Genomic DNA, 22,598 nt, shown 5'->3' on the forward strand with positions numbered 1-22,598 from the left:
AGTCAGGTATTTCCTTGTCGGTAGCGCATTCCATTGCGCAGGAGGAGCCAGAGGACGCTCAGCGCGGTGAACCACGCGATCGCCACGGCAGCCTCCCACCTCGGCTGCAAATTGGAGCAGACATTGAACACTGTAATACTGAACAGGCCCAAAGCAAAGTACATCCCTGTCACCTGGGGGTGACTGGCTCCTGCCTGCACCGCGCGCTGGTAGACGTGCTGGGTGTGGGGTTCCATCCAGCGTTGTCCTGAAATGATGCGCGCCAGCAGTGTGAAGCCCGCGTCCACGAGGAACGGCGAAACCGGGACCAGCAGCAGGATCCAGTTGATATCGGTACGCACGCTGGCGAGTGCCAGCACCGCTGCGACCGCATACCCCAGCGCTCCACTACCGACATCGCCCATGAAGATCCGGGCCCGAGGAAAGTTGAACGGCAGGAATCCAAGGCAGGCCAGGCCCAGGGCCACGGCAGCCAGCGAGTACGGCCACGGCAGCACCGGCGCCAGCCCCAGCATCGCCACGACGGCCTGGCTGGCGGCAATGCCGTTGATGCCGTCCATGAAATTCCAGATGTTGATCAGTGAGGCGGTGAACAGCAGCACCAGCGCCGCCAACAGCCAGCTGCCGCCATTCACCTTCACCAGGCCGGCCAGCAGCGTCGCGGCGATGAAATGCACCAGCAGGCGACGCATCGCTGGCAGGGGCTTGTGGTCGTCCCACCAGCCGATACCGGCCACCAGCACCAGCCCAAGGCTGGCCACCAGTACTGTCGGCGTGCTCTCGGGCCAGGCCCAGATGGCCACGGCTGCAGTCACCAGCAGGCTGATGACGATGGCGATGCCGCCACCGCGCGGTGTAGCGACGCTATGGCTGCGGCGTTCGCCGGGCTGGTCCATCAACTGCTGGCGCAGCGCATAGCCGCGTGCCGCCCAGGTCAGCACCGCACTCAGCAGGGCGAGCGCCAGCAGCGCGCCCATCACAAGCCAGGGCATGGATCAGAGCACCGCGTAGTTCAGCAGCGGCTTGACCGTCCCCCACTCCTTGCAGCTCGGACACTGCCAGTGGTGGGTACGCGCCCCGAAGCCGCAGCGGGTGCAGCGATAGGCCGGGTTGCGCACCAGCAACTGGTCAGTGATGTGCTTGAGGTCATGCAGGGTGGCTGTGGAATCGGCGCCCTCGGCCAGGGTGAGGTCGATCAGCGCGGACTCGCCACGCACCGACGGGCGATCCTTCAGCTGGCGGCCGAGGTAGGCACGCGCCGGGGCCACGCCTTCCTGCTCTTCCATCAACCGGGTCAGCGCCAGCACCGGGGCAATGCCACGGTAATGCTCTGTCATCTCCGACAGGAACGCGCGCGCACCTGCCAGATCGCCCACCTTGCGATAGTTCTGCATCAGCGCCGGCAGCAGTTCCGGCAGGTATTCGGGGTCGTTGCGCGCGGCGCGCTCGAAGGCGCGCACGGCGGCCTCAGGATTGCCCGCGTCGGTTTCCAACCGGCCCTCGATGATGCCGGCGCGCACCGACATCGCATCGGCCTGGTAGGCGCGGGCGATCGCTGCCCTCGCCTCTTCCAGCTTGCCGGCGCCACGGAATCGCTCGGCCAGTTCGCACTCGAACTGCCCGATCAGCTTGCCCATCGGCTCGCCGGTGACATCCTCGAACCGGGTGGCGTTGTCGATGGCCTTTTCCCAATCGCGCTCGGCCTGGTAGATGCCGATCAGGTGCTTGAGCGCCTGCGGTGCGCGCTGATCCAGCTGGGCCAGCTCGGTGAACACGGTCTCGGCACGATCCAGCAGGCCGGACTTCATGTAGTCCTCGCCCAGGGCCAGCAGGGCCTGCACGCGCTGTGCGTCACTCAGGTCATGGCGATTGACCAGGCCCTGGTGCAGGCGGATGGCGCGGTCGACTTCGCCACGACGGCGGAACAGATGGCCCAGCGCGACCTGGGTCTCGAAGGTTTCCTTGTCCAGCTCGGCGATGTGCAGGAACAGCTCGATGGCCTTGTCCGGCTGCTCGTTGAGCAGGTAGTTCAGGCCACGGAAATAGGTGCTCGACAGGCGGCTGACCTGGCTGTCACCGTGGCGTTGGCCACCACGCCGCCCGATCACCCACCCGGCCAGTGCGGCCAGCGGTACGAACAGGAAGAACCAGAACCACTCGGTGACGAAATCCATCTTCGATCAACGTCCATCAAAAGATTGGGGGGAAGCAACCGGTGCCGGCGAAGCGGCAGCGGACTTGTTGGCGCGACGCAGCTGGCCGTAGAGCGGAATGACCACGCTCACCAGCACCAGCCCGGCACCGACCACGACACCGACCAGCAGCGCGGCAATCAGGGCCACGCCCACCGAAGTGTGCAGTTGGGTAAACAGCAGGTTGATCGACATTGCGGTCATGTTGACCGCACCGATGATCAATCCAAGGATCAGCACCGCCAGCAGGACCAGCAGACGAAAAACCTTCATGCGACAGCTCCAGTGGCAGGAGTCCGTAGCTTATCCGACTCGCGGCTGGATTCGCACGCGGTGGCGCGACGGCAGGCTCAGGCCGGATCGGCGTCCAGCGGCAGCACACTGCTGACCCGCTCGCGCAGTTCCTTGCCCGGCTTGAAATGGGGGACATGCTTGCCCGGCAGGGCAACCGATTCGCCGGTCTTCGGGTTGCGACCCAGGCGCGGCGGACGATAGTGCAGCGAGAAGCTGCCAAATCCACGGATTTCGATGCGATCCCCGGCGGACAGCGATCCGCCCATCATTTCCAGCAACGACTTCACCGCCAGATCGACATCATCGGCCTTCAGGTGCGCCTGGCGGCGCGCAAGGATTTCGATCAGTTCGGATTTGGTCATTACCGGCTCACATCAGGGGCATCTCAGCCTGAAACGGCCCGGGCAATGCCCGGGCCGTCCAGGAAACAACGAACAGCCTAAGGCCGATTACTCGGACTTGTTGCCGTTCAGCTGTGCACGCAGCAGCGCGCCCAGCTGGGTGGTGCCGCTGGAAGCCGAAGAGGACTGGTATTCCTCCAGCACTTCGCGCATTTCAGCGTCGTCCTTGGCCTTGATCGACAGCTGCAGGGTACGGCCCTTGCGGTCCATGCCCACGAACTTGGCTTCGACCTTGTCGCCGACCTTCAGGTGCTGGGTGGCGTCGTCAACGCGCTCGTTGGCGATGTCGCGGGCCGAGACGTAACCTTCGATGCCGTCAGCCAGCTCGATGATCGCGCCCTTGGCGTCGACTTCCTTCACCACGCCTTCGACCTTGGAACCCTTCGGATTGGCAGCCATGTACTGGCCGAACGGATCCTGCTCCAGCTGCTTCACGCCCAGGGAGATGCGCTCGCGCTCCGGATCGACGGCCAGGACGACGGCGTCCAGGGTATCGCCCTTCTTGAAGTTGCGAACGACGTCTTCGCCGGTGGTGTTCCAGCTGATGTCGGACAGGTGGACCAGGCCGTCGATGCCGCCGTCCAGGCCGATGAAGATGCCGAAGTCGGTGATCGACTTGATCTGGCCCGACACCTTGTCACCCTTCTTGTGGGTGGCAGCGAAGGTTTCCCACGGATTGGCGGCAACCTGCTTCATGCCCAGCGAGATGCGGCGACGCTCTTCATCGACGTCCAGCACCATCACTTCGACTTCATCACCCACCTGGACAACCTTGGACGGGTTGACGTTCTTGTTGGTCCAATCCATCTCGGAGACGTGCACCAGGCCTTCGACGCCCGGCTCGATCTCAACGAACGCACCGTAATCGGTGACGTTGGAGACCTTGCCGAAGACGCGGCTGTTGGCCGGGTAACGACGGCCGATGTTGTCCCACGGATCCTCGCCCAGCTGCTTCAGGCCCAGCGAAACGCGGTTGCGCTCGCGGTCGAACTTCAGCACGCGGACGTCCAGCTCGTCGCCGACGTTCACGACTTCCGACGGGTGACGCACGCGCTTCCACGCCATGTCGGTGATGTGCAGCAGGCCGTCGATACCGCCCAGGTCCACGAACGCGCCGTAATCGGTCAGGTTCTTGACGACACCCTTCAGGATCGCGCCTTCCTGCAGCTTGTCCATCAGCTGCTCGCGCTCTTCCGAGTGCTCGCTTTCGACGACAGCGCGGCGCGAGACCACGACGTTGTTACGCTTGCGGTCCAGCTTGATGAGCTTGAACTCGAGTTCCTTGCCTTCCAGGTAGGCCGGATCGCGCACCGGGCGCACATCGACCAGGGAACCCGGCAGGAAGGCGCGGACATCCTTGATGTCCACGGTGAAACCACCCTTGACCTTGCCGCTGATGCGGCCGGTGATGGTTTCGTTCTTTTCCAACGCTTCTTCCAGCTCGTCCCACACCATCGCGCGCTTGGCCTTCTCGCGCGACAGGACGGTTTCGCCGAAGCCGTTCTCGATCGAGTCGAGGGCGACCTTGACGATATCGCCTTCGGCGACGTCGATTTCGCCAGCGTCGTTACGGAACTGTTCGATCGGCACGATGCCTTCGGACTTCAGGCCAGCGTTGATCACCACGACGTCGCCGCGGACTTCAACAACGGTACCGCTGACGATGGCGCCCGGCTTCAGCTTGGCCAGGTTGGCCTGGCTGGCTTCAAACAGTTCGGCAAATGATTCGGTCATTAGATTTACTCTGTTGGACACATGGGTCGGTGGCGTCCCCTTCAGGGGAATGGCGACCGCCCGCCTGTTGGTCGACCCCGGAAACGCAGGTCGTGTGTAGTAGGAAAACCGCCACGCATCATTGCGCGACGGAGCGGGTACAGCACTGCTATGCGCGACCACCGCCGATGCTGCTGGCAGTGCTCCCGCGCGAACGGATCAGGCAGCCGGAACCGGAAGCAGATCCATCACTCGGGCAACGACATCATCGATGCCGATGCCTGTGGTGTCGATGAGGACAGCATCGTCTGCCGGCTTCAGGGGCGCCACGGTACGCTGAGCATCACGGGCGTCGCGGGCCATGATCTCGCGCAGGAGGTCATCAAAGTTAACAGAAACCCCCTTGTCTTTCAACTGCTTATGCCGGCGCTCGGCGCGCTCCTCGGCACTGGCGGTCAGGAAGACCTTGTAGGGGGCGTCCGGAAAGATCACCGTGCCCATGTCGCGGCCGTCGGCGACCAGGCCTGGCAGTTCCCTGAATGCGCGCTGGCGCTCCTTCAGGGCGGCCCGGACCTCCGGGATGGCGGCAATGGCCGAGGCCAGCGCCCCGGTGGTCTCCAGGCGCAGCTCGTCGGTGGCATCGGTGCCGTTGACCATGACCCGCATCGCATCGCCCTGCTCGACAAACTGAACGTGGGTGTCAAAGGTGCAGCGGACCAGCGCGGAGGCGTCGGAGGTGTCGATGTCGGCCCAGCTTGCGGCCACGCCCACCGCCCGGTACAGCGCGCCCGAATCCAGGTAATGCCAGCCCATCCTGCGCGCGATGATGCGGCTGATGGTACCCTTGCCGGCCCCGGATGGGCCGTCGATGGTCAGGACGGGAGCGAGTGGATTCATGGGGGTCCCAGAGCGTGTGAAGAGGCCATTCTAGCCCCTGCCAGACGCCCCCAGCGGGATCTTTTGTGCAACCACTTGAAACCATGAGGAAAAGCCCGGTAGAATGGCGGGCTTGAACGAGCGTCAACTGCCGATTGTCTTTCGCATATCGCGGCCACGCTCCACCCGAACAACTACTGTTTACGCCGAGGTATGCCATGAAAGTCCTGTCCTCCCTGAAGTCGGCGAAGGCCCGTCACCGTGACTGCAAGGTCGTGCGTCGTCGTGGCAAGATCTTCGTCATCTGCAAGTCGAACCCGCGTTTCAAGGCGCGTCAGCGCTAAGCCTCACAGCCGTCCGGCTGCGGCTGGCCCTACGCGGGGCCGACCCGATGCAAGAAACCGCCTTCGGGCGGTTTTTTGTTTATGCGGCTTTTTCCTGCCGTTTTTGCTGTAATCGCCTTTCTTGACCACTGGGGAGTAGATCGAGATGAAGCGTTACCTGTCCGCCCTGGCCGTGATGGCCACCCTGGCCGCCGCCACACCGGCACTGGCCGATACCCTGCTTGTCGACCGTGCCCGCGAGAAGCCGGCCGGTGCGCTGCCCGTGCGCGGCCAGAGCATGCAGCAGGTGCAGGCGCAGTTCGGCGCGCCCAGCGAACAACTGCAGCCGCGTGGCGGGCAGAAGCGGCAATGGCCGACCATCAACCGCTGGGTGTACCCGCAGTTCACCGTCTACTTCGAGAAGCAGAAGGTGATCGACGTGGTGGCCAACCAGGCGGACCCGAACGAAATCGGCCCGAAACCACCGATCCGTTGATCCCTTTACCCGCCCTGGGCGGGCCTGTGTAGCGAGACCATGAACCAGACCCTTCGTTTTCCTGCCGAGTGGGAAGCCCAGAGCGGCGTCCTGATTGCCTGGCCTACCGCCGACACCGACTGGGCCGACCGCCTGGGCCAGGTGGAAGAGACCTACATCGCCCTGGTCGCGGCCATCACCCGCTTCCAGCCGGTGCTGATCTGCGTGGCCGACGACGATGTGGAGACCTATGCCGAAATGCGGCTGCGCTCCAACCGCATCGACATGGACAAGGTCCACTTCACCACGGCCGCCTACGACGATACCTGGCTGCGCGACTCCGGCCCGATCACGCTGCGCCGCGCCGACGGCGGTTTCCAGCTTCTGGACTTCCGCTTCACTGGCTGGGGCGGCAAGTTCGACGCCACCCTGGATGACCAGCTGGTGGGCGTGCTCGACCAGGCTGGCGTGTTCAACGACGCCCCGGTGCGCAGCATTCCGTTCGCGTTGGAAGGCGGTGGCATCGAAACCGACGGCGAAGGCACCCTGCTGACCACCTGGAAGTGCCTGCACGAACGCCACCCGGACCGCGACCGCGCCAGCCTGAGCGCCGACCTGGCCGACTGGCTGCAGCAGGACCGCGTGCTGTGGCTGGACCACGGCTACCTGGAAGGCGACGACACCGACGCCCACATCGATACCCTCGCCCGCTTCGCCTCCGCTGACAGCATCGTCTATCAGGCCTGCGACGACGAAAGCGATTCGCACTACGCCGAGCTGCAGGCGATGGGCAACGAGCTGGCCGCGCTGCGCACCAAGGACGGCCAGCCGTATCGCCTGTTCCCGCTGCCGTGGGCGCGGCCGGTGATCGACGAAGGCCGCCGTCTTGCTGCGTCGTACGCCAACTACCTGATCGTCAACGGCGCGGTGCTGATGCCGGCCTATGGCGACCCGGCCGACGACCTGGCCCGTGATGTGCTGGCCCAGGCGCATCCGGGTCGCGAGATCGTGCAGGTGCCTTGCCGCTCGCTGATCTGGCAGAACGGCAGCCTGCACTGCATCACCATGCAGCTGCCGGCCGGGTTGTTGAAGGTCTGAGAAAAGGGAGTGCCGGCCGCTGGCCGGCAACCAGGCAATGCCTGACGGATTGATGGGGATGCCGGCCAGCGGCCGGCACGACCATCACCCATTCAGCGCGCAACACGCCGTCGCCGCCCATCCGCGCTAACATGCAGGTTTTCCCCCGCAGGAACGCCCCGCATGAACTCGCGCAGCCCCCTTACCGTCGCCCTGATCCAGGAGCGCAACCACGGTGATGCCGCCGCCAACCTGGCGGTGATCGAAGCACGCGTGGCTGAGGCGGCTGCGCAGGGTGCCAAGCTGGTGCTGCTGCAGGAACTGCACAACGGCCCGTATTTCTGCCAGCACGAATCGGTGGACGAATTCGACCTGGCCGAATCCATTCCGGGCCCGAGCACCGAGCGCCTGGGCGCACTGGCGAAGAAGCATGGCGTGGTGCTGGTCGGCTCGCTGTTCGAGCGCCGCGCTGCCGGCCTGTACCACAACACCGCCGTGGTGTTCGAGAAGGACGGCAGCCTGCTCGGCAAGTACCGCAAGATGCACATCCCGGACGACCCGGGCTTCTACGAGAAGTTCTACTTCACCCCGGGCGACATCGGCTTCAAGCCGATCGATACGTCGGTGGGTCGCCTTGGCGTGCTGGTGTGCTGGGACCAGTGGTACCCGGAAGCGGCGCGCCTGATGGCGCTGGCCGGCGCCGAGCTGCTGCTGTACCCGACCGCGATCGGCTGGGACCCGGACGACGTGCAGGACGAGAAGACCCGCCAGCGCGACGCCTGGGTGCTGAGCCACCGTGGCCACGCCGTGGCCAACGGCCTGCCGGTGCTGAGCTGCAACCGCGTCGGCCACGAGGCGTCGCCGCTGGGCGCGTCGGGCATCCAGTTCTGGGGCAACAGCCACGTGCTCGGCCCGCAGGGCGAGTTCCTGGCCGAGGCCGGCACCGAGGCCACCGTGCTGCTGTGCGACGTCGACCTGCAGCGCAGCGAGCATGTGCGCCGCATCTGGCCGTTCCTGCGTGATCGCCGCATCGATGCATACGGCGACCTGCTCAAGCGCTACATCGACTGAGCCGGAGCCCGCGCATGGCCGTCCTCATCCGTGATGCCGGCCCGGCCGACATCGACGCGATCACCGCCATCTACGCGGTGGAAGTGACCGATTTCGTCAACACCTACGAGTACGACATCCCGGACGCGACCGAGATGCTGCGCCGCATGCGCGACATCATTGATCGTGGCTTCCCCTACCTGGTCGCCGAGATCGACGGCCAGGTGGCTGGCTATGCCTATGCCAACACCTATCGCACCCGCATTGCCTACCAGTGGACCGTGGAGAACTCGGTCTACGTCGATGCCGCGTTCCAGGGCAAGGGTGTCGGCACCGGCCTGCTGCAGGCCTTGATCGACGCCTGCGTGGCACGTGGCTACCGGCAGATGGTGGCGGTGATCGGCGAACCGACCAACACCGCCTCGATCAAGCTGCACGAACGCTTCGGCTTCGAGCTGGTGGGCGTGTTCCGTGGCCTCGGCCGCAAGCATGGCCGCTGGCTGGACACCGTACAGATGCAGCGCGCGCTCGGCGATGGCGCCGACACCGCACCCTCCAATGAATGAACCCATGACCGAAACCCTTCCCGAGACCGGCGACGACCTGTTCGCCGGCCAGCCGGTGCGCGTCGTCGAACGCGACGGCGTGCTCTACACCCTGCTGGGCACCGCCCACGTCTCCCGCGCCAGCGTCGAGGCCGTTGAAAAAGCCATCGACAGCGGCCGCTTCGATGCCGTTGCCGTCGAGCTGGACCCGCAGCGCCTGCAGGCGCTGAGCGACCCTGACACGCTCGCCAAGCTCGACCTGGTCGAGGTGATCCGCAAGGGCCGCGTCGCCCTGTTCGCCGCCAACCTCGCTCTGTCCGCCTATCAGCGCCGCCTGGCCGAGCAACTCGACATCGAGCCCGGCGCCGAGCTGAAACGTGCGGTGGAACTCGCCCGCGAACGCAACCTGCCGGTGCACCTGATCGACCGCGAGGTCGGCCTGACCTTCCGCCGCGCGTCGCAACGGCTGGGCTTCTTCGGCAAGCTGAAGCTGGTTGCCGGCCTCGGCGCCGGCCTGTTCTCGTCCGAGGAAGTGGGCGAGAACGAGATCGAGAAGCTCAAACAGGGCGACATGCTGGAATCGAGCTTCGGTGAGTTCGCCAGCGAGAGCCCGGCGCTGTACGAAACCATCATCGGCGAGCGCGACCGCTACATGGCCACCCGCCTGCGCGAAGAACACGACCCGCACCAGCGCGAAGTGCTGGCAGTGGTCGGAGCCGGCCACCTGGCGGGTCTGGCACGCCACCTGGAAACCGACACCGAGGCACCGGCGCCGCTGCGCGCCGAGCTGGAGGCGGTGCCGAAGAAGCGCAACATCCCGTGGTTCACGCTGGGCATCCTGGCGATCGTGGCGACCGGCATCGGCGTAGGCTTCTACCGCGGCGGCCTGGGCGTAGGCACCGAGCTGCTGGCAACCTGGGCGATGTATACCGGCGGCCTGGCCGGCCTGGGCTGCCTGCTGGCCGGTGGTCACCCGCTGAGCATCCTCACCGCGATCGCGGTGGCCCCGTTCAAGCCGTTCCGCCTGAGCATCCCGACCGGCGCCTTCTCGGCACTGGTGGAAGCGCGTGTGCGCAAGCCAGCCTACGAGGACTTCTTGAAGCTGCGCGACGACGCGCAGAGCCTGAAGGGCTGGTACCGCAATCGCGTTACCCGCGTGGTGCTGACCTTCATGCTGACCAACATCGGCAGCATGCTTGGCCTGTGGCTGACCACGTTCAAGGTGTGGGGCAAGGTGGCGGGGTAAGCCTCAACCGGCCACAGAATCTGTAGCGCCCGAGCCCATGCCCGGGCGATGCCGCAACGCGGCGAACAGCAGCCGAGCATGGCTATGCCGGCCGTCCTGGCCGACACCCTCCGGGCCGTCGCAAGCGACGTTGGCAGCGGCTCCTGCCGCTGCCTTCGGCTCTACAGAGGCAAGCAGACTCGGCGAGCAAAAAAAGGGGGAGGCCGCCCCACTACGACCGGCCTCCCCCACACCACAACACGTTGACGTGCATTACAGCCGGGCAGCGCCCGGCTCTACCATCTCCACTCCACGCGCGCGACGGATCAGCCGCGTCACGGCATTGCGCAGGTCATCGAGCACCGCGTAGATCGTCGGCAGGAACAGCAGGCTGACCACGGTCGAGAACGCCAGGCCGCCGGCAATCGCGCGCGCCATCGGCGAATACTCCGGGCCATTGCCGAACATCTGCGTGTCGGTCAGCGAGATCGGCACCATCGCCAGGATCGCCGTGCCCATGGTCATCATGATCGGGCGCAGGCGTTCGCGTGAGCCTTCCACCAGCGCCTGGGTACGGCCCATGCCGCTGCGCCGCAGGTTGTTGATGTGCTCGATCATCACGATGCCGTTGTTCACCACCACGCCCATCAGCACCAGGATGCCAATGAAGGACATGATCCCGAACGAGGTGCCGGTGATCCAGAACAGCCAGAACACGCCGAAGATCGAGAACAGCACGCCACTCATGATTGCCGCCGGGAACAGCAGCGACTCGAACACCGCCGCCATCACCACGTAGATCATCACCAGCGCGATCAGCAGGTTGAACACCATCTGCTGCATGGCTTCATCATCGTTGCCGTAGTCGCCGCCATCGAAGGTGAAGCCGTAGCCGGCCGGGAAGTTCATCGGCTTGAGCACGGCCTCTATCGCCTTGCGCCCGTCCGGTGCGGTGACCTTCCCGGCCAGGTTGGCCTTGATGGTCAATGTCGTCTGACGATTGGTACGGCCGATCTGGGTGGCCGACGAACCAACGTCCACGGTGACCAGGCTCAGCAGCGGCACGCTGCGGCCATCGCCGGTACGCACGCTGAAACCGGCCAGGTCTTCCGGGCTGCTCTGCTCGGCGCCGGCAAAGCGCACCCACACCGGCACTTCATTGTCACCGCGACGGAACTCGCGCATCGGTGCGCCGCGCAGCGCCAGGCCGACGAAGCTGGCCACCTGTTCGGCGTTGAAACCGAACGCTGCGGCACGCTCACGGTCGACGCGTACCTTCAGCTCGCCGCCCTTCTCGCCGTTGTCGATGCGCACGTCCCGCAGTTCGGCACGCTGCGCCAGCAACGGCACCACTTCCTGGCCGATCTCCTGCAGCATCGAGCTGGAATCGCCCACCAGCTGCACCTGCACGCCCTGGTTGCCGCCACCCCCGCCATCGCCGCCCTGGTTGCCGACGAAATAGTCGGTGCGGGCGGACTTCGGCAGGCCCTTGCGCAACTCTTCCTGCAGCGCCTTGATGTCCTTGGCGTACTTCTCGTCCAGGGTGACCACCGTGGAGCTGCCTTCCTGCTCGCTGTACCAGGAGTACACCTGCTTCACGTGCAGGCGCTCGCGGTTCTGGTCGATCCAGCTCTCCACGCGCGCCACTTCCTCGGACATCTGCCGGTAGGTGTAGGCGCCCTTCCACATGTAGCCGATGAAGATGTCCTTGCCGCCCTCGCCACCGAACATGTCGACCTTGGTCAGCTTCATCGGCACCAGGCTGACCAGCACCACCAGCAGGATGCCGAGCAGGCTCCAACCGCGGTGATGCAGTGACCAGTCCAGCAGCTGTGCATAGCGCCGTTGCAGGCGCGCGATCAGGCCGGTCTGCGAGTGCACCAGCTTGGGTGTGGCCATGCGTGCGGACAGCATCGGAATCAGGCTGACCGCGACCAGCCACGAGGCCAGCAGCGAGACCGAGATGGTGATCGCGATCTGCGCCATGAAGATGCTGATGTTGTTGGTCTCGCCGAACAGGTTCGGCACGAACACGATGCAGTGGCACAGCGTACCGGCGCTGAGCGCGATGGCCACGTTGCGGGTGCCGATGATCGAGGCCAGCCGTGGCTGCCCCGGCATGCGCTCGCGCTCCTGGTAGATGCTCTCCACCACCACCACGGCGTTGTCGACCAGCATGCCCACGGCCAGCAGCAGGCCCATCATGGTCAGGATGTTCAGCGTCACCCCGACGAAGTACATGAAGCCCAGGGTGATGGTGAAGCAGATCGGAATGGCCAGGGTCACCATCAGCGTCGACGGCCAATGGCGCAGGAAGAAGAACAGCACCGTCACCGACAGGATCAGGCCGACCGCACCGGCTTCGGCCAGCTCCAGCAGCGACGAGGTCACCGCCTTTCCCTGGTTGTCGATCACCTTGATCTGCACGTCGCGCATCGACGGCTGCGCGCGGATCGCCTCGACTTCGGCCAGCGCCGCACGCGAGACGTCCACCAGGTTGGCACTGCGCTCCTTGAAGATGTCCAGGCCCACCGCCGGGTTGCCGTCCAGGCGGCGCCCGTAGTTCATCCGCGCCGGCTTCAGGCGCACGTCGGCGATATCGCCCAGGCGCAGGCCCTTGGCGTTGATCACCAGGTCGCGCATCTCCTGCAGGTCGGTGATCTCGCCCACCGGCTGCACGCGCACGCGCTGGCCGTTGTCGTCGATCTGACCGGCCGAGATCGAGAAGTTCAGCGTGCGCAGGCGCTCGCTCAGCTCGTTGATGCTCAACCCATGCGCGTTGAGCCGGTTCGGATCGATGGCGATCTCCACCTCGTTCGGCGGTGCACCGGTGATGTCGACGCGGGCCACACCGGGAATACGCTCGATGCGCCGCTTGAACTCACGGTCGAGCATGTCATAGGCAGTGGTCAGGTCGGTGGTGCTGGCCAGCCGCACCTTCAGTACCGGCTGGTCACTGCTGGACCACTTGAACACGTTGTAGCGCTGCAGGTCGTCGGGCAGGTCGCTGCGGATCGCATCGATACGCTCGCGCGCGTCGGACGCGGCAATGGCGATGTCGCGGTCCCAGTCGCTGAACTCGATGTAGATCAGCGCCGCCTCGGAGGTGGCCGATGAGCGCATGCGCTTGATGCCGGTCATCGTCGCCAGCGACTCCTCGACCGGGCGGATGATGGTCCGCTCCACTTCCTCGGGCGTCGAACCGGTGTATGGGATCTGCACGAACAGGAACGGCGCGGAGATGTCCGGCAGCGCCTCCAACGGCAGCCGGAACGAAGCGATCAGGCCGATCACCACCAGCGACACGAAGCACATGATGGTGGTGACCGGGCGGCGGATGGAGAACTCGGCAACGCTCATGCCGGCTCCTCCACACCTGCCGTGCCGCCCTCGTCGCCATGCAGGCCTTCACCGGCATGCTTGCGGCCGCGCTCACGGTAATAGGCGTCGCCGCGACGATCCATCAGGTCGTACACCACCGGGATCACCAGCAGCGTCAGCAGCGTCGACACCAGCAGGCCACCGATCACGGTGATCGCCATCGGTGCACGCACTTCGGCGCCCTCGCCCATGGCCACCGCCAGCGGCAGGAAGCCGAACAGCGTGCATAGCGTGGTCATGATGATCGGGCGCAGGCGCGAGCGCGCACCTTCCACCAGCGCCTCATGCTTGGCCACGCCGGCTTCGCGCAGCTGGTTGACCTTGTCGATCAGGATGATCGCGTTCTTGGTGACCAGGCCGACCAGCAGGATCAAGCCGATGAACACCACCACCGAGATGGGCTTGCCGGTCAGCATCAGCGCCAGGATCGCGCCGACCAGCGCCAGCGGGATGGTGAACAGGATCACGAACGGGTGCAGCAGCGACTCGAACTGCGAGGCCATCACCAGGTAGACCAGGAAGATCGCCAAACCAAAGGCGAAGATCAGCGACTTCGCCGCCTGCGCCAGCTCCTCGCCCTGGCCACCGATGTGCAGGCCAACGCCCGCACCCAGCGGCTGCTCGGCCACCATCTGCTGCACTTCGCGCATGGCTGCGCCGAGGTCGATGTCGCGCAGGTTGGCCGATACCACCGCCACCCGGGTCTGGTCGGCACGATGGATCTCGCTGGGGCCGGTGGTGGCGACCACGTCGGCCACCGCGTCCAGGGTGACCGGGCGGGTGCTGCCCGGATTGACGATCAGCCGGCGGATGCTCTCGACGCTGGCGCGGTCACCTTCCTGGGCACGCACCAGCACGTCGATCTTGCGATCACGGAAGCTGTAGCGGGTGGCGACGTCGCCGCGCACCTTCTTCACCACCACGTCGGCGATCTGGCGGGTGGTCAGGCCCAGCGCACCCGCGCGCTCCTGGTCGAAGCGGATCTGGATTTCCGGGAAGCCCTCTTCCACCGTCGACTTCACGTCGGCGTAGTGCGCATTGCCGCGCAGCATCGCCGCCAAGCGCTGGCCGGCCACTTCCAGGGTCGCCATGTCCTGCCCGCGCAGTTCGATTTCCAACGGCGTGGAGAAGCTGAACAACGCCGGCCTCGCGAAGTCGACCTGGGCGCCCGGGTGCTGGCTCATGGTGCCGCGCAGGCGTTCGGTGATTGCCGCTTCAGTGCGCGCGTTGCCACCGCCTTCCATCACCACAGTCAGCTTGCCGATGTTCTCGCCGCTTTCGGTCGGACTGGCATCCAGCCGGGTGCCGCTGCCACTGACGCCATACAGCGAGGCCACGCCCTCCCCCTTGCCGTGCGCCAGCTGCAGCTCGCGCACCAGCGCATCGGTCTGCTTCAGCGGCGTGCCGGCCGGCAGCTTCACCGTCATTTCGAACCGGTCCTGCGCCAGCTGCGGAATCAGGTCCGCGCCAAGCATCGGTACCAGCGCCATGGTCGCCACGAAGATGATGGCTGCCACGCCCAGCACCTTGCCGGGATGCGCCAGCGCACTCGGCAGCAGGCGCAGGTAGCCTCGCTCGGCGCCTGCATAGGGCTTCATCGCCAGGTCGCTGGCCTTGCGCATCACCGGGCCGACCACTGCCACCACGCCACGCCACACGCGCACGACAAGCCACGCCAGCGCATAGAAGCTCCAGCGCACGCTGGCAACCACGCCACGGCGGCCCAGCGCGACCGGCTTCTGCCAGCGCTTCTGCGGCTGCCGCGCTTCGTTCGGCGCCTCTTCCGGGAACGCCAGCGGTGGCCGCCCCTTCAGCGAGCTCAGCATCGGGATCAGGGTCATCGACACCAGCAGCGAGATCGCGATGGCGATCGCCACGGTCAGCGCCTGGTCGCGGAACAGCTGTCCGGCAATCCCGTCGACGAACACCAGCGGCAGGAACACGGCGATGGTGGTCAGGGTTGAGGCAACCACCGCCATGCTCACTTCGCGGGTACCGGCAATGGCCGCCTGCAGGATGCCCAGGCCACGCTCGCGGGCCTTGGCGATGCTCTCCAGCACCACGATCGAGTCATCCACCACCAGGCCGGTGGCCAAGGCCAGGCCGCCCAGCGACATCACGTTCAGGCTCAGGCCGAGCTGGCCCATGAAGAAGAACGTGGCGATGATCGATACAGGCAACGACAGGCTGATCACGAACGTGCTCCAGCCATCGCGCAGGAACAGGAAGATGATCAGGATTGCCAGCAGGCCACCGATCACCGCGTCCTTCTTGACGTCGGCGATGGCGTGCTCGATGAAGCGCGACTGGTCCTCGATGGTGGTCAACTCGACATCGGACGGGAACGTGCCCTTGATCTGCTCCAGGCGCTTGCGCAGCGCTTCGGCGGTGGACACGGTGTTGGCGTCGCCTTCCTTGTAGATGGCCAGCTCGACCGATTCCTTGCCGCCCAGGCGGATGATCGCTTCACGCTCCTTGTAGCCCTGCCGCACCGTGGCCACGTCCTTCAGGCGTACCGGCACGCCATTGGCAACCACGCTGGAGCCACCACCGGACGATGCGCTCTGTGCCGCCGACGCGGCGGCGATGGCTGCAGCCGAACCAGTCGACGCGGCGATGTTGAACATCTGCTGCAACGCCGAGTCGGCTGCGCTGCCATTGGCGGCCTGGGTGGTCACCAGCAGGTTGCGGATTTCCTCGAGGTCAGCGAACTGGTTGACGGTACGCACCAGGAAGCGCTGGGAGCCCTCCTCCAGGCGGCCGCCGGAGATGTTGATGTTCTCGTCCTTGAGGCGCTTGATGACGGTGTCGATCGGCAGGTTCAGCTGCGCCAGCTTCTGCTGGTCGATGTCGACCTGGATCTCGTCTTCCAGGCCACCGCCCACCTTCACTGCTGCCACGCCGGTGACCGGCTCCAGCTTCTTCTTCAGGTCTTCATCGGCATAGCGGCGCAGGCCGGTCAGCTCGCGGACCGCATCGGCATCGCTGGTCGGCGCGACCTTGTTGGACAGCACCAGGCGCATGATCGGCTCGGTGGACGGATTGAAGCGCAGCAGCACCGGGGCCTTGGCCTCCAGTGGCAGGTTCAGCGCTTCCATCTTGTCGCGCACCTCCAGGCTGGCCTGGTCCATGTTGGTGCCCCAGGCGAACTCCAGCACCACATCGCTCTGGCCGGTGCGCGAGACCGACTTCAGCTTGCGCAGGTTCTTGACCACGCCCACCGCTTCTTCAACCGGCTGGGTGATCAGGGTTTCGATTTCGGTCGGCGCCGCACCGGTGTATTCGGTGCGCACGGTCAGCGTCGGGTAGCTCAGGTCGGGCAGCAGGTTGACCTTGAGGTTGCCGAGCGCGATCAGGCCGAACAGCAGCAGGGTGACCGTGCACATGGCGATGGTCACGCGGCGGCGCGTGGCGAATTCCACCAGGCCGCCGCGCATGCCGGCGGCGGCGCCGTCGCTCGCCGGCGAGGCACCGTGGTCGTGGCCCGGGGCAGTCATTGCTTGCTCCCGGCCTTGTCTGCGGGCTTGGCGGCCGCCGCGACCGCCTTCGCCTTCGGATCGGCGATCACCTGCACCGTGGTGCCGTCGCGCAGGGCGACCTTGCCGGCGGTGACCACCTGATCACCGGCCGCCAGGCCATCACGGATCTCCACCCACGGGCCCTCGGCGTAACCCAGCTTGACCGGAACGCGTGCGACCTTGCCTTCGCGCACGCGGAACACCGCAGGTTCACCGTCATCGAGCAACGCCAGGCGCGGCACCACCAGCGCATCGGCACGCTGGTCGTAATCGATGCGGATGCGGCCGAACATGCCGGGCTGCAGCGCGTGGGCGGCGCCATCGAAGGCACTGACCACGCGAAACGTGCCGCTGCCCGAGTCCACCACCGGCGCGATGCGGTCAACGGTGCCGGTGAAGCTCTGGCCCGGAAGTGCGTCGGCCGCCAGCGTCACCGGCTGGCCGGCACGCAGGGTGGCCAGCTCACGTTCGGGTACGTTGAGGGTGGCCTCCAGCCGCGAGTTGTCGACGATGCGGAAGATCGGTGTATTGATCTGCACGAAGTTGCCGGTCTTGATCGAGCGTGAGGCGATCACACCCGAGATCGGTGCCACGACCGTGGTGTAGGACAGCTCCAGCGTGGCCAGGCGGTACTGCGCACGGACGTTCTCCAGGTCGTAGCGCAGCTGGTCGACATCGGCGGCGCTGACCATCTGCTGGCCGACCAGCTTCTGTGCGCGCTGGTAGTTGTTTTCCAGCTTGCGCATCTGCGCTTCGCTCTGCGCCACGGCCAGGCGTGCACGATCCGGGTCCAGCCGCACCAGCGGCTGGCCGGCGGTGACCCGCTGCCCTTCCTCGACCAGCACCGCCAGGGCTACGCCGGAGGTCTTGGCGACCACCTGCGACTCGGCGCGTGGCTCCAGTGCAGCGGTACCGGTGTAGCTGGCCGCGACGGCACGATGGCTGGCCACCGCCACTTCGACCGGGACGGCGTCGACCTTCTTCTCCTCCTTGGTCTCGGCAGCCTTGGCTTCGGAATTGGGCCCTGCGGCGCAACCGCCCAGCAGCAGGGAGGTGGAGATCAGCAGTGCGGCAGCGCAGATTCCGCTGCGACGGCCGGACAGGAAAGTTGGGTGCGACATCGTCAGGTCCCTGGAGGATGCGTGGACAGGTGTGGTAGCAAAGTAATGCACCACTTCACGGCAACACCATATCCCAAAGGTCATGGTGTCTTCACGCCGCTGGTCGGCCCGCCCCCATTTCAGCTAGATGAAACCTGAGGCTATACTCGGGTCGTTCCGTACCCCACGCCGGAACGACCAGACCCGAATCCCCGGAAACGACACCATGCGCCCGCAGCCGCTCGCCGCTTGTCTCGCTCTGGCCGTCCTCCTGCCCCTTGGGGCCGCCGCACAGCCCGCTCCCGCTCCTGCCACACCCGCCCCGGCGCCTGCCGCCGCGCCGGCGCCTGCCACGCCCACCGGCAACTTCGACAATGGCCGTGTCCTGGCCTACACCTGCCAGGGGTGCCACGGCATCACCGGCTACAAGAACGCCTACCCCAGCTACCGGGTGCCGAAGATCGGCGGCCAGACCCAGCAGTACCTGGCCCAGGCCCTGACCGAGTACCGCCAGGGCAAGCGCCGGCATCCGACGATGCAGGCACAGTCGATGAGTTTCAGCGAACAGGAGATCGCCGATCTCTCTGTTTACCTGTCCACCGTCAAGTAAGGCCCGCCCATGTCGAAAGCCGCGCATCCGATGCGTCACGCCATCGCCCTGTCCGTTGCCCTGCTGCTGGCGGCCTGTTCGCAGTCGCAGGTGGAAAACAGCGAGAAATCCGCCGCCGACCCGGGCCATGCCAGCGGCGAACACGGCTCTTCGTCCTCCGCCGGCCTGCCGGCAGGCCGCGAGGCCGCCGGTGAAGCCCGCGCCAAGGTGAAGGGCAAGGCCACCAACCAGAGCTGCATCGACTGCCATGGGGCCGACGGCAATGCGCCGATCGATCCGACCTATCCGAAACTGGGTGGCCAGTACGGCGACTATCTGGCGCATGCGCTGCAGGCCTACCGCGCCGGCGACCGCCAGCATGCGCTGATGACGCCGCAGGCGAAGGACCTGAGTGATCAGGACATCGCCGATCTGGCCGCGTATTTCGGCAGCCGGCCGAGCCAGTTGCGGGATCTGCACGGGGTCAAATGACCGACGCCCCCCGGTGGGGGCGGACCCTGGTCCGCACGGACCGTTGATTGGTGGGTGCGGACCGTTGGTCCGCACAGATCCGCATATCCACGCATGGCGTGGATCTACCAGGCATCGGCGTCGGTAGGTGCGGACCGCTGGTCCGCACGAACCCGGCGAACTCAGCCTTCCAGCTCTTCCCAGCGCGCGTACGCGGCATCCAGCTCGGCCTGCACCTTGGCCAGCTGCTGGGTGTGCGCGGTCACTTCCGCACTGCTGCGGGTATAGAACGCCGGGTCGTTCATCGCCGAGGTCAACCCTTCGACGTCGCCTTCCAGCTTCTCGATGGTCTTCGGCAGCTGCTCCAGCTCGCGTGCTTCCTTGTAGGCCAGCTTGCGCTTGGGGGCAGCCGGGGGTGCAGCGGCCGGGGCGGCGGCCGGCGGCTTGGCTGCGGGGACCGAGGCAGGCGCCGCGATGCTGGCCGCATAACGCTGCCAGTCGCTGTAGCCACCGACGTACTCGCCGATCACGCCGTCGCCTTCCATCACCAGCGTGGAGGTCACCACGTTGTCGATGAAGTCACGGTCATGGCTGACCAGCAGCAGGGTGCCGGTGTACTCGCCCAGCAGCTCTTCCAGCAGCTCCAGGGTTTCCACGTCCAGGTCGTTGGTCGGTTCGTCCATCACCAGCAGGTTGGACGGCTGCGCGAACAGCTTGGCCAGCAGCAGGCGGTTGCGCTCGCCACCGGACAGGCGGGTGATCGGCGCACGTGCGCGTTCCGGGGTGAACATGAAGTCCTGCAGGTAGGCATGCACGTGCTTGCGCTTGCCGTTGAACTCGAGGAAATCGCGGCCTTCGGCCACGTTCTCGATCGCGCTCCAGTCTTCGCGCAGCACCGCGCGGTACTGGTCGAAATAGGCGATCTGCAGGTTGGTGCCGGCGTTGACTTCGCCCTTGGCCGGCTGCAGCTCGCCCAGCAGCAGCTTCAGCAGCGTCGTCTTGCCGCTGCCGTTGGGGCCGATCAGGCCGATGCGGTCGCCGCGCATGATGGTGGTGGTGAAGTCGCGGACCATGGTGCGCTCACCGAAGGCGAACGAAATATCCTTGACGTCGATGACCTTCTTGCCAGAGCTGATGCCCTGTGCGGCTTCCATCTTGACGTTGCCGCTGAGATCACGGCGCTGCGAACGCTCCACGCGCATCGCCTTCAGGCGGCGCACGCGGCCCTCATCGCGGGTGCGGCGCGCCTTGATGCCTTGGCGGATCCAGACTTCTTCCTGCGCCAGCAGCTTGTCGAAGCGCGCGTTTTCCTGCGCCTGCGCGTTGAGGCGTTCCTCCCGGCGACGCTCGTAGTTGGCCCAGTCGCCCGGCCAGCTGGTGACCTGGCCACGGTCGATCTCGACGATGCGGGTGGCCAGTGCACGCAGGAAGCGGCGGTCATGGGTAACGAACACCACGCTGCCGCTCCAACCCTTCAGGAACGCTTCGAGCCAGTCGATGGCTTCGATATCGAGGTGGTTGGTCGGTTCGTCCAGCAGCAGCACGTCGGGGCTGGACACCAGCGCGCGGGCGAGCAGCACGCGGCGCTTCATGCCGCCGGACAGGCGGCCGAACTCGGCCTCGCCGTCCAGGTCGAGCTTGGTCAGGGTTTCGCTGACGCGCTGATCGAGGCCCCAGCCGTTGGCGGCGTCGATCTTGGCCTGCACGTTGCCCAGTGCTTCGCCATCAAATACTTCGGCGTGGCTCAGGTGATGGAATTCGGCCAGCCACTGGCCCAGTTCACCGAGGCCATCGGCGACGACGTCGAACACCGAGCCGGCGGCGCCATGTGGCACTTCCTGCTCCAGGCGGGTGACGCGCACGCCCTGCTGTACGCGGACTTCCCCGTCATCGGGCTTGTGATCGCCGGACAGCAGCTTGAGCAGGGTGGATTTGCCGGCGCCGTTGCGGCCGATCAGGGCGATGCGTTCGCCCGGCTCGATCGACAGTTCGGCCTTCTCCAGCAACAACGGGCCGCCGACGCTGAAGTCGACGTTCTGCAGAGTAATCAGAGGCATCCGGATATTGTACGGGTTGGGGGCGTCGGCCGGGTTGCACCCGGCACCCGCGGTAGTGCCGGCCGCTGGCCGGCAACCTCAACGGCAACGTCAAAAGCTGGTTTCCTGTGGGATGCCGGGGCGGTGCGGGTCTGCAGGACACGCCGTAAACCCCTCCTTGGGGGCTCGATGGCGCCATCCATGGCGCCAACGGTCCTGCAGACCCACACCGCCCCGCCTCTGACAGTTTCCCGCGATCTGTCGGAACGGCATTCTGCGCGGGTGGGTGTCGACCTTGGTCGACACGGCAGATCCAGGCCACGCGTGGATGAGCGCTGCAAGGCCTGTCGATCTGTCGGGGTCGGATCCCGTTGCTGCGCAACGGGCTCTGACTCCTTCGTGGAATTCGTGCAGTGCAAGACCGATCCCTGCTACTCCACCTCCCCCAGCAACGCCTGCAACCCCGGCAGCCATTGCTTGCCCGGGTGGCGCACCAGCCACAGGGTGCGCTGAAGGGCGGGCAGCGGCGTCTCGAGCACGCGCAGGCGGCCCAGCGCCAGCGGCTCTTCCAGCGCGTGACGCGAAAGGCAGGCCAATCCGAGGCCGGCGATCGCAGCCTGCTTGATCGCTTCGGTATTGCCCAGCTGCAGGGTCTGGGCGAAGCCGCGCAGGTGCGGCAACAGCGCCTGTTCCACTGCCTCGCGGGTGCCGGAGCCGGGTTCGCGCAGCAGCCAGCGGGCGCGGCGCAGTTCGTCCAACGACCAGCGCGGGGGGGCGTCGGCGGCGCCGACGATCACCAGCGGATCCTGCTGCCATGCCGTGACCTGCAAACCGCGCTCATGGCACGGGCCTTCGATCAGGCCGGCGTCGACGTCCAGGCGCTGCACAGCGGCGACTACGCCAGCACTGTTGTCGATGCGCAGGTCGACTTCGGCCTGCGGCGCCTGCCGCAGCAGCTCAGCGATGCGCTGCGGCAGCAGGTAGTTGCCGATGGTGGTACTGGCGGCCAGTACCAACCGCAGCGGTGCCCCTTGCGACGGGTCTCCGCCGGCGGCCAGCTGCCGCTCCAGATCAGCGGCATTGACCAGCAGGGTGCGCGCCGGCTCCAGCAGTGCGCGGCCGTGCCCGTTCAGCGCCAGGCGACGGCCGATGCGGTCGAACAGCGGCGTACCGAAGTGCGCCTCCAGTTCCTGCAGGGCGGCGCTGCTGGCCGACTGCGAGAGCGCGATGGCCTGGCCGGCGGCGGTGGTGCTGCCGTGGTCGGCGATGGCGACGAAGACTTGCAGCTGGCGCAAGGTCAGGCGCATGGCATTTACCCGCTTGATAGGTAGG

The 22,598-nt window shown here is 66.2% G+C and carries 19 protein-coding genes; 8 read left to right on the top strand and 11 right to left on the bottom strand.

All coding sequences use genetic code 11. The annotated features are described in order from the left end of the window. Positions 1–2: 2 nt before the first annotated feature. From ACM0PB_RS06880 to cmk, 6 genes are all read right to left on the bottom strand, one after another. Positions 3–992, bottom strand: coding sequence for an MraY family glycosyltransferase (locus ACM0PB_RS06880; protein WP_032954119.1), 990 nt, complete (start codon positions 990–992; stop codon positions 3–5). A 3-nt stretch (positions 993–995) separates the two neighbouring features. Then, positions 996–2,174: a lipopolysaccharide assembly protein LapB gene (gene lapB, locus ACM0PB_RS06885; RefSeq protein WP_005416232.1), complete on the bottom strand. Its 1,179-nt coding sequence runs from the start codon at positions 2,172–2,174 to the stop codon at positions 996–998. 6 nt (positions 2,175–2,180) lie between these two features. Continuing rightward, positions 2,181–2,465: a lipopolysaccharide assembly protein LapA domain-containing protein gene (locus ACM0PB_RS06890; protein WP_005416231.1), complete on the bottom strand. Its 285-nt coding sequence runs from the start codon at positions 2,463–2,465 to the stop codon at positions 2,181–2,183. A gap of 77 nt (positions 2,466–2,542) precedes the next feature. Beyond that, positions 2,543–2,848 carry an integration host factor subunit beta gene (locus ACM0PB_RS06895; RefSeq protein WP_005409286.1) on the bottom strand — a complete coding sequence of 102 codons (306 nt, stop codon included), beginning with the start codon at positions 2,846–2,848 and terminating at the stop codon, positions 2,543–2,545. Positions 2,849–2,935: 87 nt separating this feature from the next. Then, entirely contained in the window at positions 2,936–4,621 is a 1,686-nt protein-coding gene (rpsA, locus tag ACM0PB_RS06900; protein WP_005416230.1) for a 30S ribosomal protein S1, read from the bottom strand. Between the two features lie 198 nt (positions 4,622–4,819). Next, on the bottom strand, positions 4,820–5,497 hold the full coding sequence (cmk, locus tag ACM0PB_RS06905; protein ID WP_049411481.1) for a (d)CMP kinase: 678 nt from the start codon (positions 5,495–5,497) through the stop codon (positions 4,820–4,822). A gap of 197 nt (positions 5,498–5,694) precedes the next feature. On the opposite strand from cmk, the gene ykgO reads away from it, so the two are divergent. The 6 genes from ykgO to ACM0PB_RS06935 all read left to right on the top strand — a co-directional run bounded on the left by ykgO (position 5,695) and on the right by ACM0PB_RS06935 (position 10,192). Beyond that, the gene (gene ykgO / locus ACM0PB_RS06910) at positions 5,695–5,820 is read left to right on the top strand and encodes a type B 50S ribosomal protein L36 (RefSeq protein ID WP_005409283.1); all 126 of its coding nucleotides are present in this window, start codon (positions 5,695–5,697) and stop codon (positions 5,818–5,820) included. Positions 5,821–5,995: 175 nt separating this feature from the next. After that, positions 5,996–6,295 (top strand): hypothetical protein, encoded by a 300-nt coding sequence (locus ACM0PB_RS06915; protein WP_227837998.1) that lies wholly within the window; start codon positions 5,996–5,998, stop codon positions 6,293–6,295. A 39-nt stretch (positions 6,296–6,334) separates the two neighbouring features. Beyond that, positions 6,335–7,372 (top strand): agmatine deiminase family protein, encoded by a 1,038-nt coding sequence (locus ACM0PB_RS06920; protein ID WP_005416227.1) that lies wholly within the window; start codon positions 6,335–6,337, stop codon positions 7,370–7,372. Positions 7,373–7,534: 162 nt separating this feature from the next. Beyond that, positions 7,535–8,422, top strand: a complete 888-nt coding sequence (locus tag ACM0PB_RS06925) for a carbon-nitrogen hydrolase (RefSeq protein ID WP_005416226.1) — start codon at positions 7,535–7,537, stop codon at positions 8,420–8,422. 14 nt (positions 8,423–8,436) lie between these two features. Then, the gene (locus ACM0PB_RS06930) at positions 8,437–8,967 is read left to right on the top strand and encodes a GNAT family N-acetyltransferase (RefSeq protein ID WP_005416225.1); all 531 of its coding nucleotides are present in this window, start codon (positions 8,437–8,439) and stop codon (positions 8,965–8,967) included. Positions 8,968–8,971: 4 nt separating this feature from the next. After that, on the top strand, positions 8,972–10,192 hold the full coding sequence (locus ACM0PB_RS06935) for a TraB/GumN family protein (protein WP_414604759.1): 1,221 nt from the start codon (positions 8,972–8,974) through the stop codon (positions 10,190–10,192). A 252-nt stretch (positions 10,193–10,444) separates the two neighbouring features. Here ACM0PB_RS06935 and ACM0PB_RS06940 read toward each other — a convergent pair whose 3' ends face one another. From ACM0PB_RS06940 to ACM0PB_RS06950, 3 genes are read right to left on the bottom strand one after another with little or no spacing between them, the layout of a single operon-like run. Further along, positions 10,445–13,531, bottom strand: a complete 3,087-nt coding sequence (locus tag ACM0PB_RS06940; protein WP_065185171.1) for an efflux RND transporter permease subunit — start codon at positions 13,529–13,531, stop codon at positions 10,445–10,447. After that, positions 13,528–17,049 (bottom strand): efflux RND transporter permease subunit, encoded by a 3,522-nt coding sequence (locus ACM0PB_RS06945; protein WP_414604760.1) that lies wholly within the window; start codon positions 17,047–17,049, stop codon positions 13,528–13,530. The genes ACM0PB_RS06940 and ACM0PB_RS06945 overlap by 4 nt, the downstream gene beginning before the upstream one ends. Further along, complete coding sequence (locus ACM0PB_RS06950) at positions 17,046–18,191, bottom strand: efflux RND transporter periplasmic adaptor subunit (protein WP_049411461.1); 1,146 nt, start codon at positions 18,189–18,191, stop codon at positions 17,046–17,048. Before ACM0PB_RS06950 ends, ACM0PB_RS06945 begins: the two co-directional genes overlap by 4 nt. Before the next feature lie 205 nt (positions 18,192–18,396). Between ACM0PB_RS06950 and ACM0PB_RS06955 the strand changes: the two genes are divergently transcribed. Both ACM0PB_RS06955 and ACM0PB_RS06960 read left to right on the top strand, forming a co-directional pair. Continuing rightward, positions 18,397–18,780, top strand: coding sequence for a c-type cytochrome (locus ACM0PB_RS06955; RefSeq protein WP_061477913.1), 384 nt, complete (start codon positions 18,397–18,399; stop codon positions 18,778–18,780). A gap of 9 nt (positions 18,781–18,789) precedes the next feature. Continuing rightward, positions 18,790–19,251, top strand: a complete 462-nt coding sequence (locus ACM0PB_RS06960; protein WP_005416218.1) for a c-type cytochrome — start codon at positions 18,790–18,792, stop codon at positions 19,249–19,251. Positions 19,252–19,412: 161 nt separating this feature from the next. Here the strand turns inward: ACM0PB_RS06960 and ACM0PB_RS06965 are convergent, their stop codons facing one another. Together ACM0PB_RS06965 and ACM0PB_RS06970 are read right to left on the bottom strand one after the other, a co-directional pair. Further along, entirely contained in the window at positions 19,413–21,287 is a 1,875-nt protein-coding gene (locus ACM0PB_RS06965; RefSeq protein ID WP_095377734.1) for an ATP-binding cassette domain-containing protein, read from the bottom strand. Positions 21,288–21,697: 410 nt separating this feature from the next. Next, entirely contained in the window at positions 21,698–22,573 is an 876-nt protein-coding gene (locus tag ACM0PB_RS06970; protein WP_164093415.1) for a LysR substrate-binding domain-containing protein, read from the bottom strand. Between the last annotated feature and the right edge of the window lie 25 nt (positions 22,574–22,598).

Source organism: Stenotrophomonas sp. AR029, from assembly GCF_047520695.2.
Lineage (GTDB): Bacteria > Pseudomonadota > Gammaproteobacteria > Xanthomonadales > Xanthomonadaceae > Stenotrophomonas > Stenotrophomonas sepilia.

Excerpts from the sequence above, each read along its gene's own strand:
- ykgO (WP_005409283.1), top strand. The coding sequence starts at position 5,695 with ATGAAAGTCCTGTCCTCCCTGAAGTCGGCGAAGGCCCGTCACCGTGAC.
- ACM0PB_RS06920 (WP_005416227.1), top strand. The coding sequence starts at position 6,335 with ATGAACCAGACCCTTCGTTTTCCTGCCGAGTGGGAAGCCCAGAGCGGC.
- ACM0PB_RS06960 (WP_005416218.1), top strand. The coding sequence starts at position 18,790 with ATGTCGAAAGCCGCGCATCCGATGCGTCACGCCATCGCCCTGTCCGTT.
- lapB (WP_005416232.1), bottom strand. The coding sequence starts at position 2,174 with ATGGATTTCGTCACCGAGTGGTTCTGGTTCTTCCTGTTCGTACCGCTG.
- ACM0PB_RS06880 (WP_032954119.1), bottom strand. The coding sequence starts at position 992 with ATGCCCTGGCTTGTGATGGGCGCGCTGCTGGCGCTCGCCCTGCTGAGT.
- ACM0PB_RS06895 (WP_005409286.1), bottom strand. The coding sequence starts at position 2,848 with ATGACCAAATCCGAACTGATCGAAATCCTTGCGCGCCGCCAGGCGCAC.
- cmk (WP_049411481.1), bottom strand. The coding sequence starts at position 5,497 with ATGAATCCACTCGCTCCCGTCCTGACCATCGACGGCCCATCCGGGGCC.
- ACM0PB_RS06925 (WP_005416226.1), top strand. The coding sequence starts at position 7,535 with ATGAACTCGCGCAGCCCCCTTACCGTCGCCCTGATCCAGGAGCGCAAC.
- rpsA (WP_005416230.1), bottom strand. The coding sequence starts at position 4,621 with ATGACCGAATCATTTGCCGAACTGTTTGAAGCCAGCCAGGCCAACCTG.
- ACM0PB_RS06970 (WP_164093415.1), bottom strand. The coding sequence starts at position 22,573 with ATGCGCCTGACCTTGCGCCAGCTGCAAGTCTTCGTCGCCATCGCCGAC.
- ACM0PB_RS06890 (WP_005416231.1), bottom strand. The coding sequence starts at position 2,465 with ATGAAGGTTTTTCGTCTGCTGGTCCTGCTGGCGGTGCTGATCCTTGGA.
- ACM0PB_RS06945 (WP_414604760.1), bottom strand. The coding sequence starts at position 17,049 with ATGACTGCCCCGGGCCACGACCACGGTGCCTCGCCGGCGAGCGACGGC.
- ACM0PB_RS06935 (WP_414604759.1), top strand. The coding sequence starts at position 8,972 with ATGACCGAAACCCTTCCCGAGACCGGCGACGACCTGTTCGCCGGCCAG.
- ACM0PB_RS06930 (WP_005416225.1), top strand. The coding sequence starts at position 8,437 with ATGGCCGTCCTCATCCGTGATGCCGGCCCGGCCGACATCGACGCGATC.
- ACM0PB_RS06955 (WP_061477913.1), top strand. The coding sequence starts at position 18,397 with ATGCGCCCGCAGCCGCTCGCCGCTTGTCTCGCTCTGGCCGTCCTCCTG.
- ACM0PB_RS06965 (WP_095377734.1), bottom strand. The coding sequence starts at position 21,287 with ATGCCTCTGATTACTCTGCAGAACGTCGACTTCAGCGTCGGCGGCCCG.
- ACM0PB_RS06950 (WP_049411461.1), bottom strand. The coding sequence starts at position 18,191 with ATGTCGCACCCAACTTTCCTGTCCGGCCGTCGCAGCGGAATCTGCGCT.
- ACM0PB_RS06940 (WP_065185171.1), bottom strand. The coding sequence starts at position 13,531 with ATGAGCGTTGCCGAGTTCTCCATCCGCCGCCCGGTCACCACCATCATG.
- ACM0PB_RS06915 (WP_227837998.1), top strand. The coding sequence starts at position 5,996 with ATGGCCACCCTGGCCGCCGCCACACCGGCACTGGCCGATACCCTGCTT.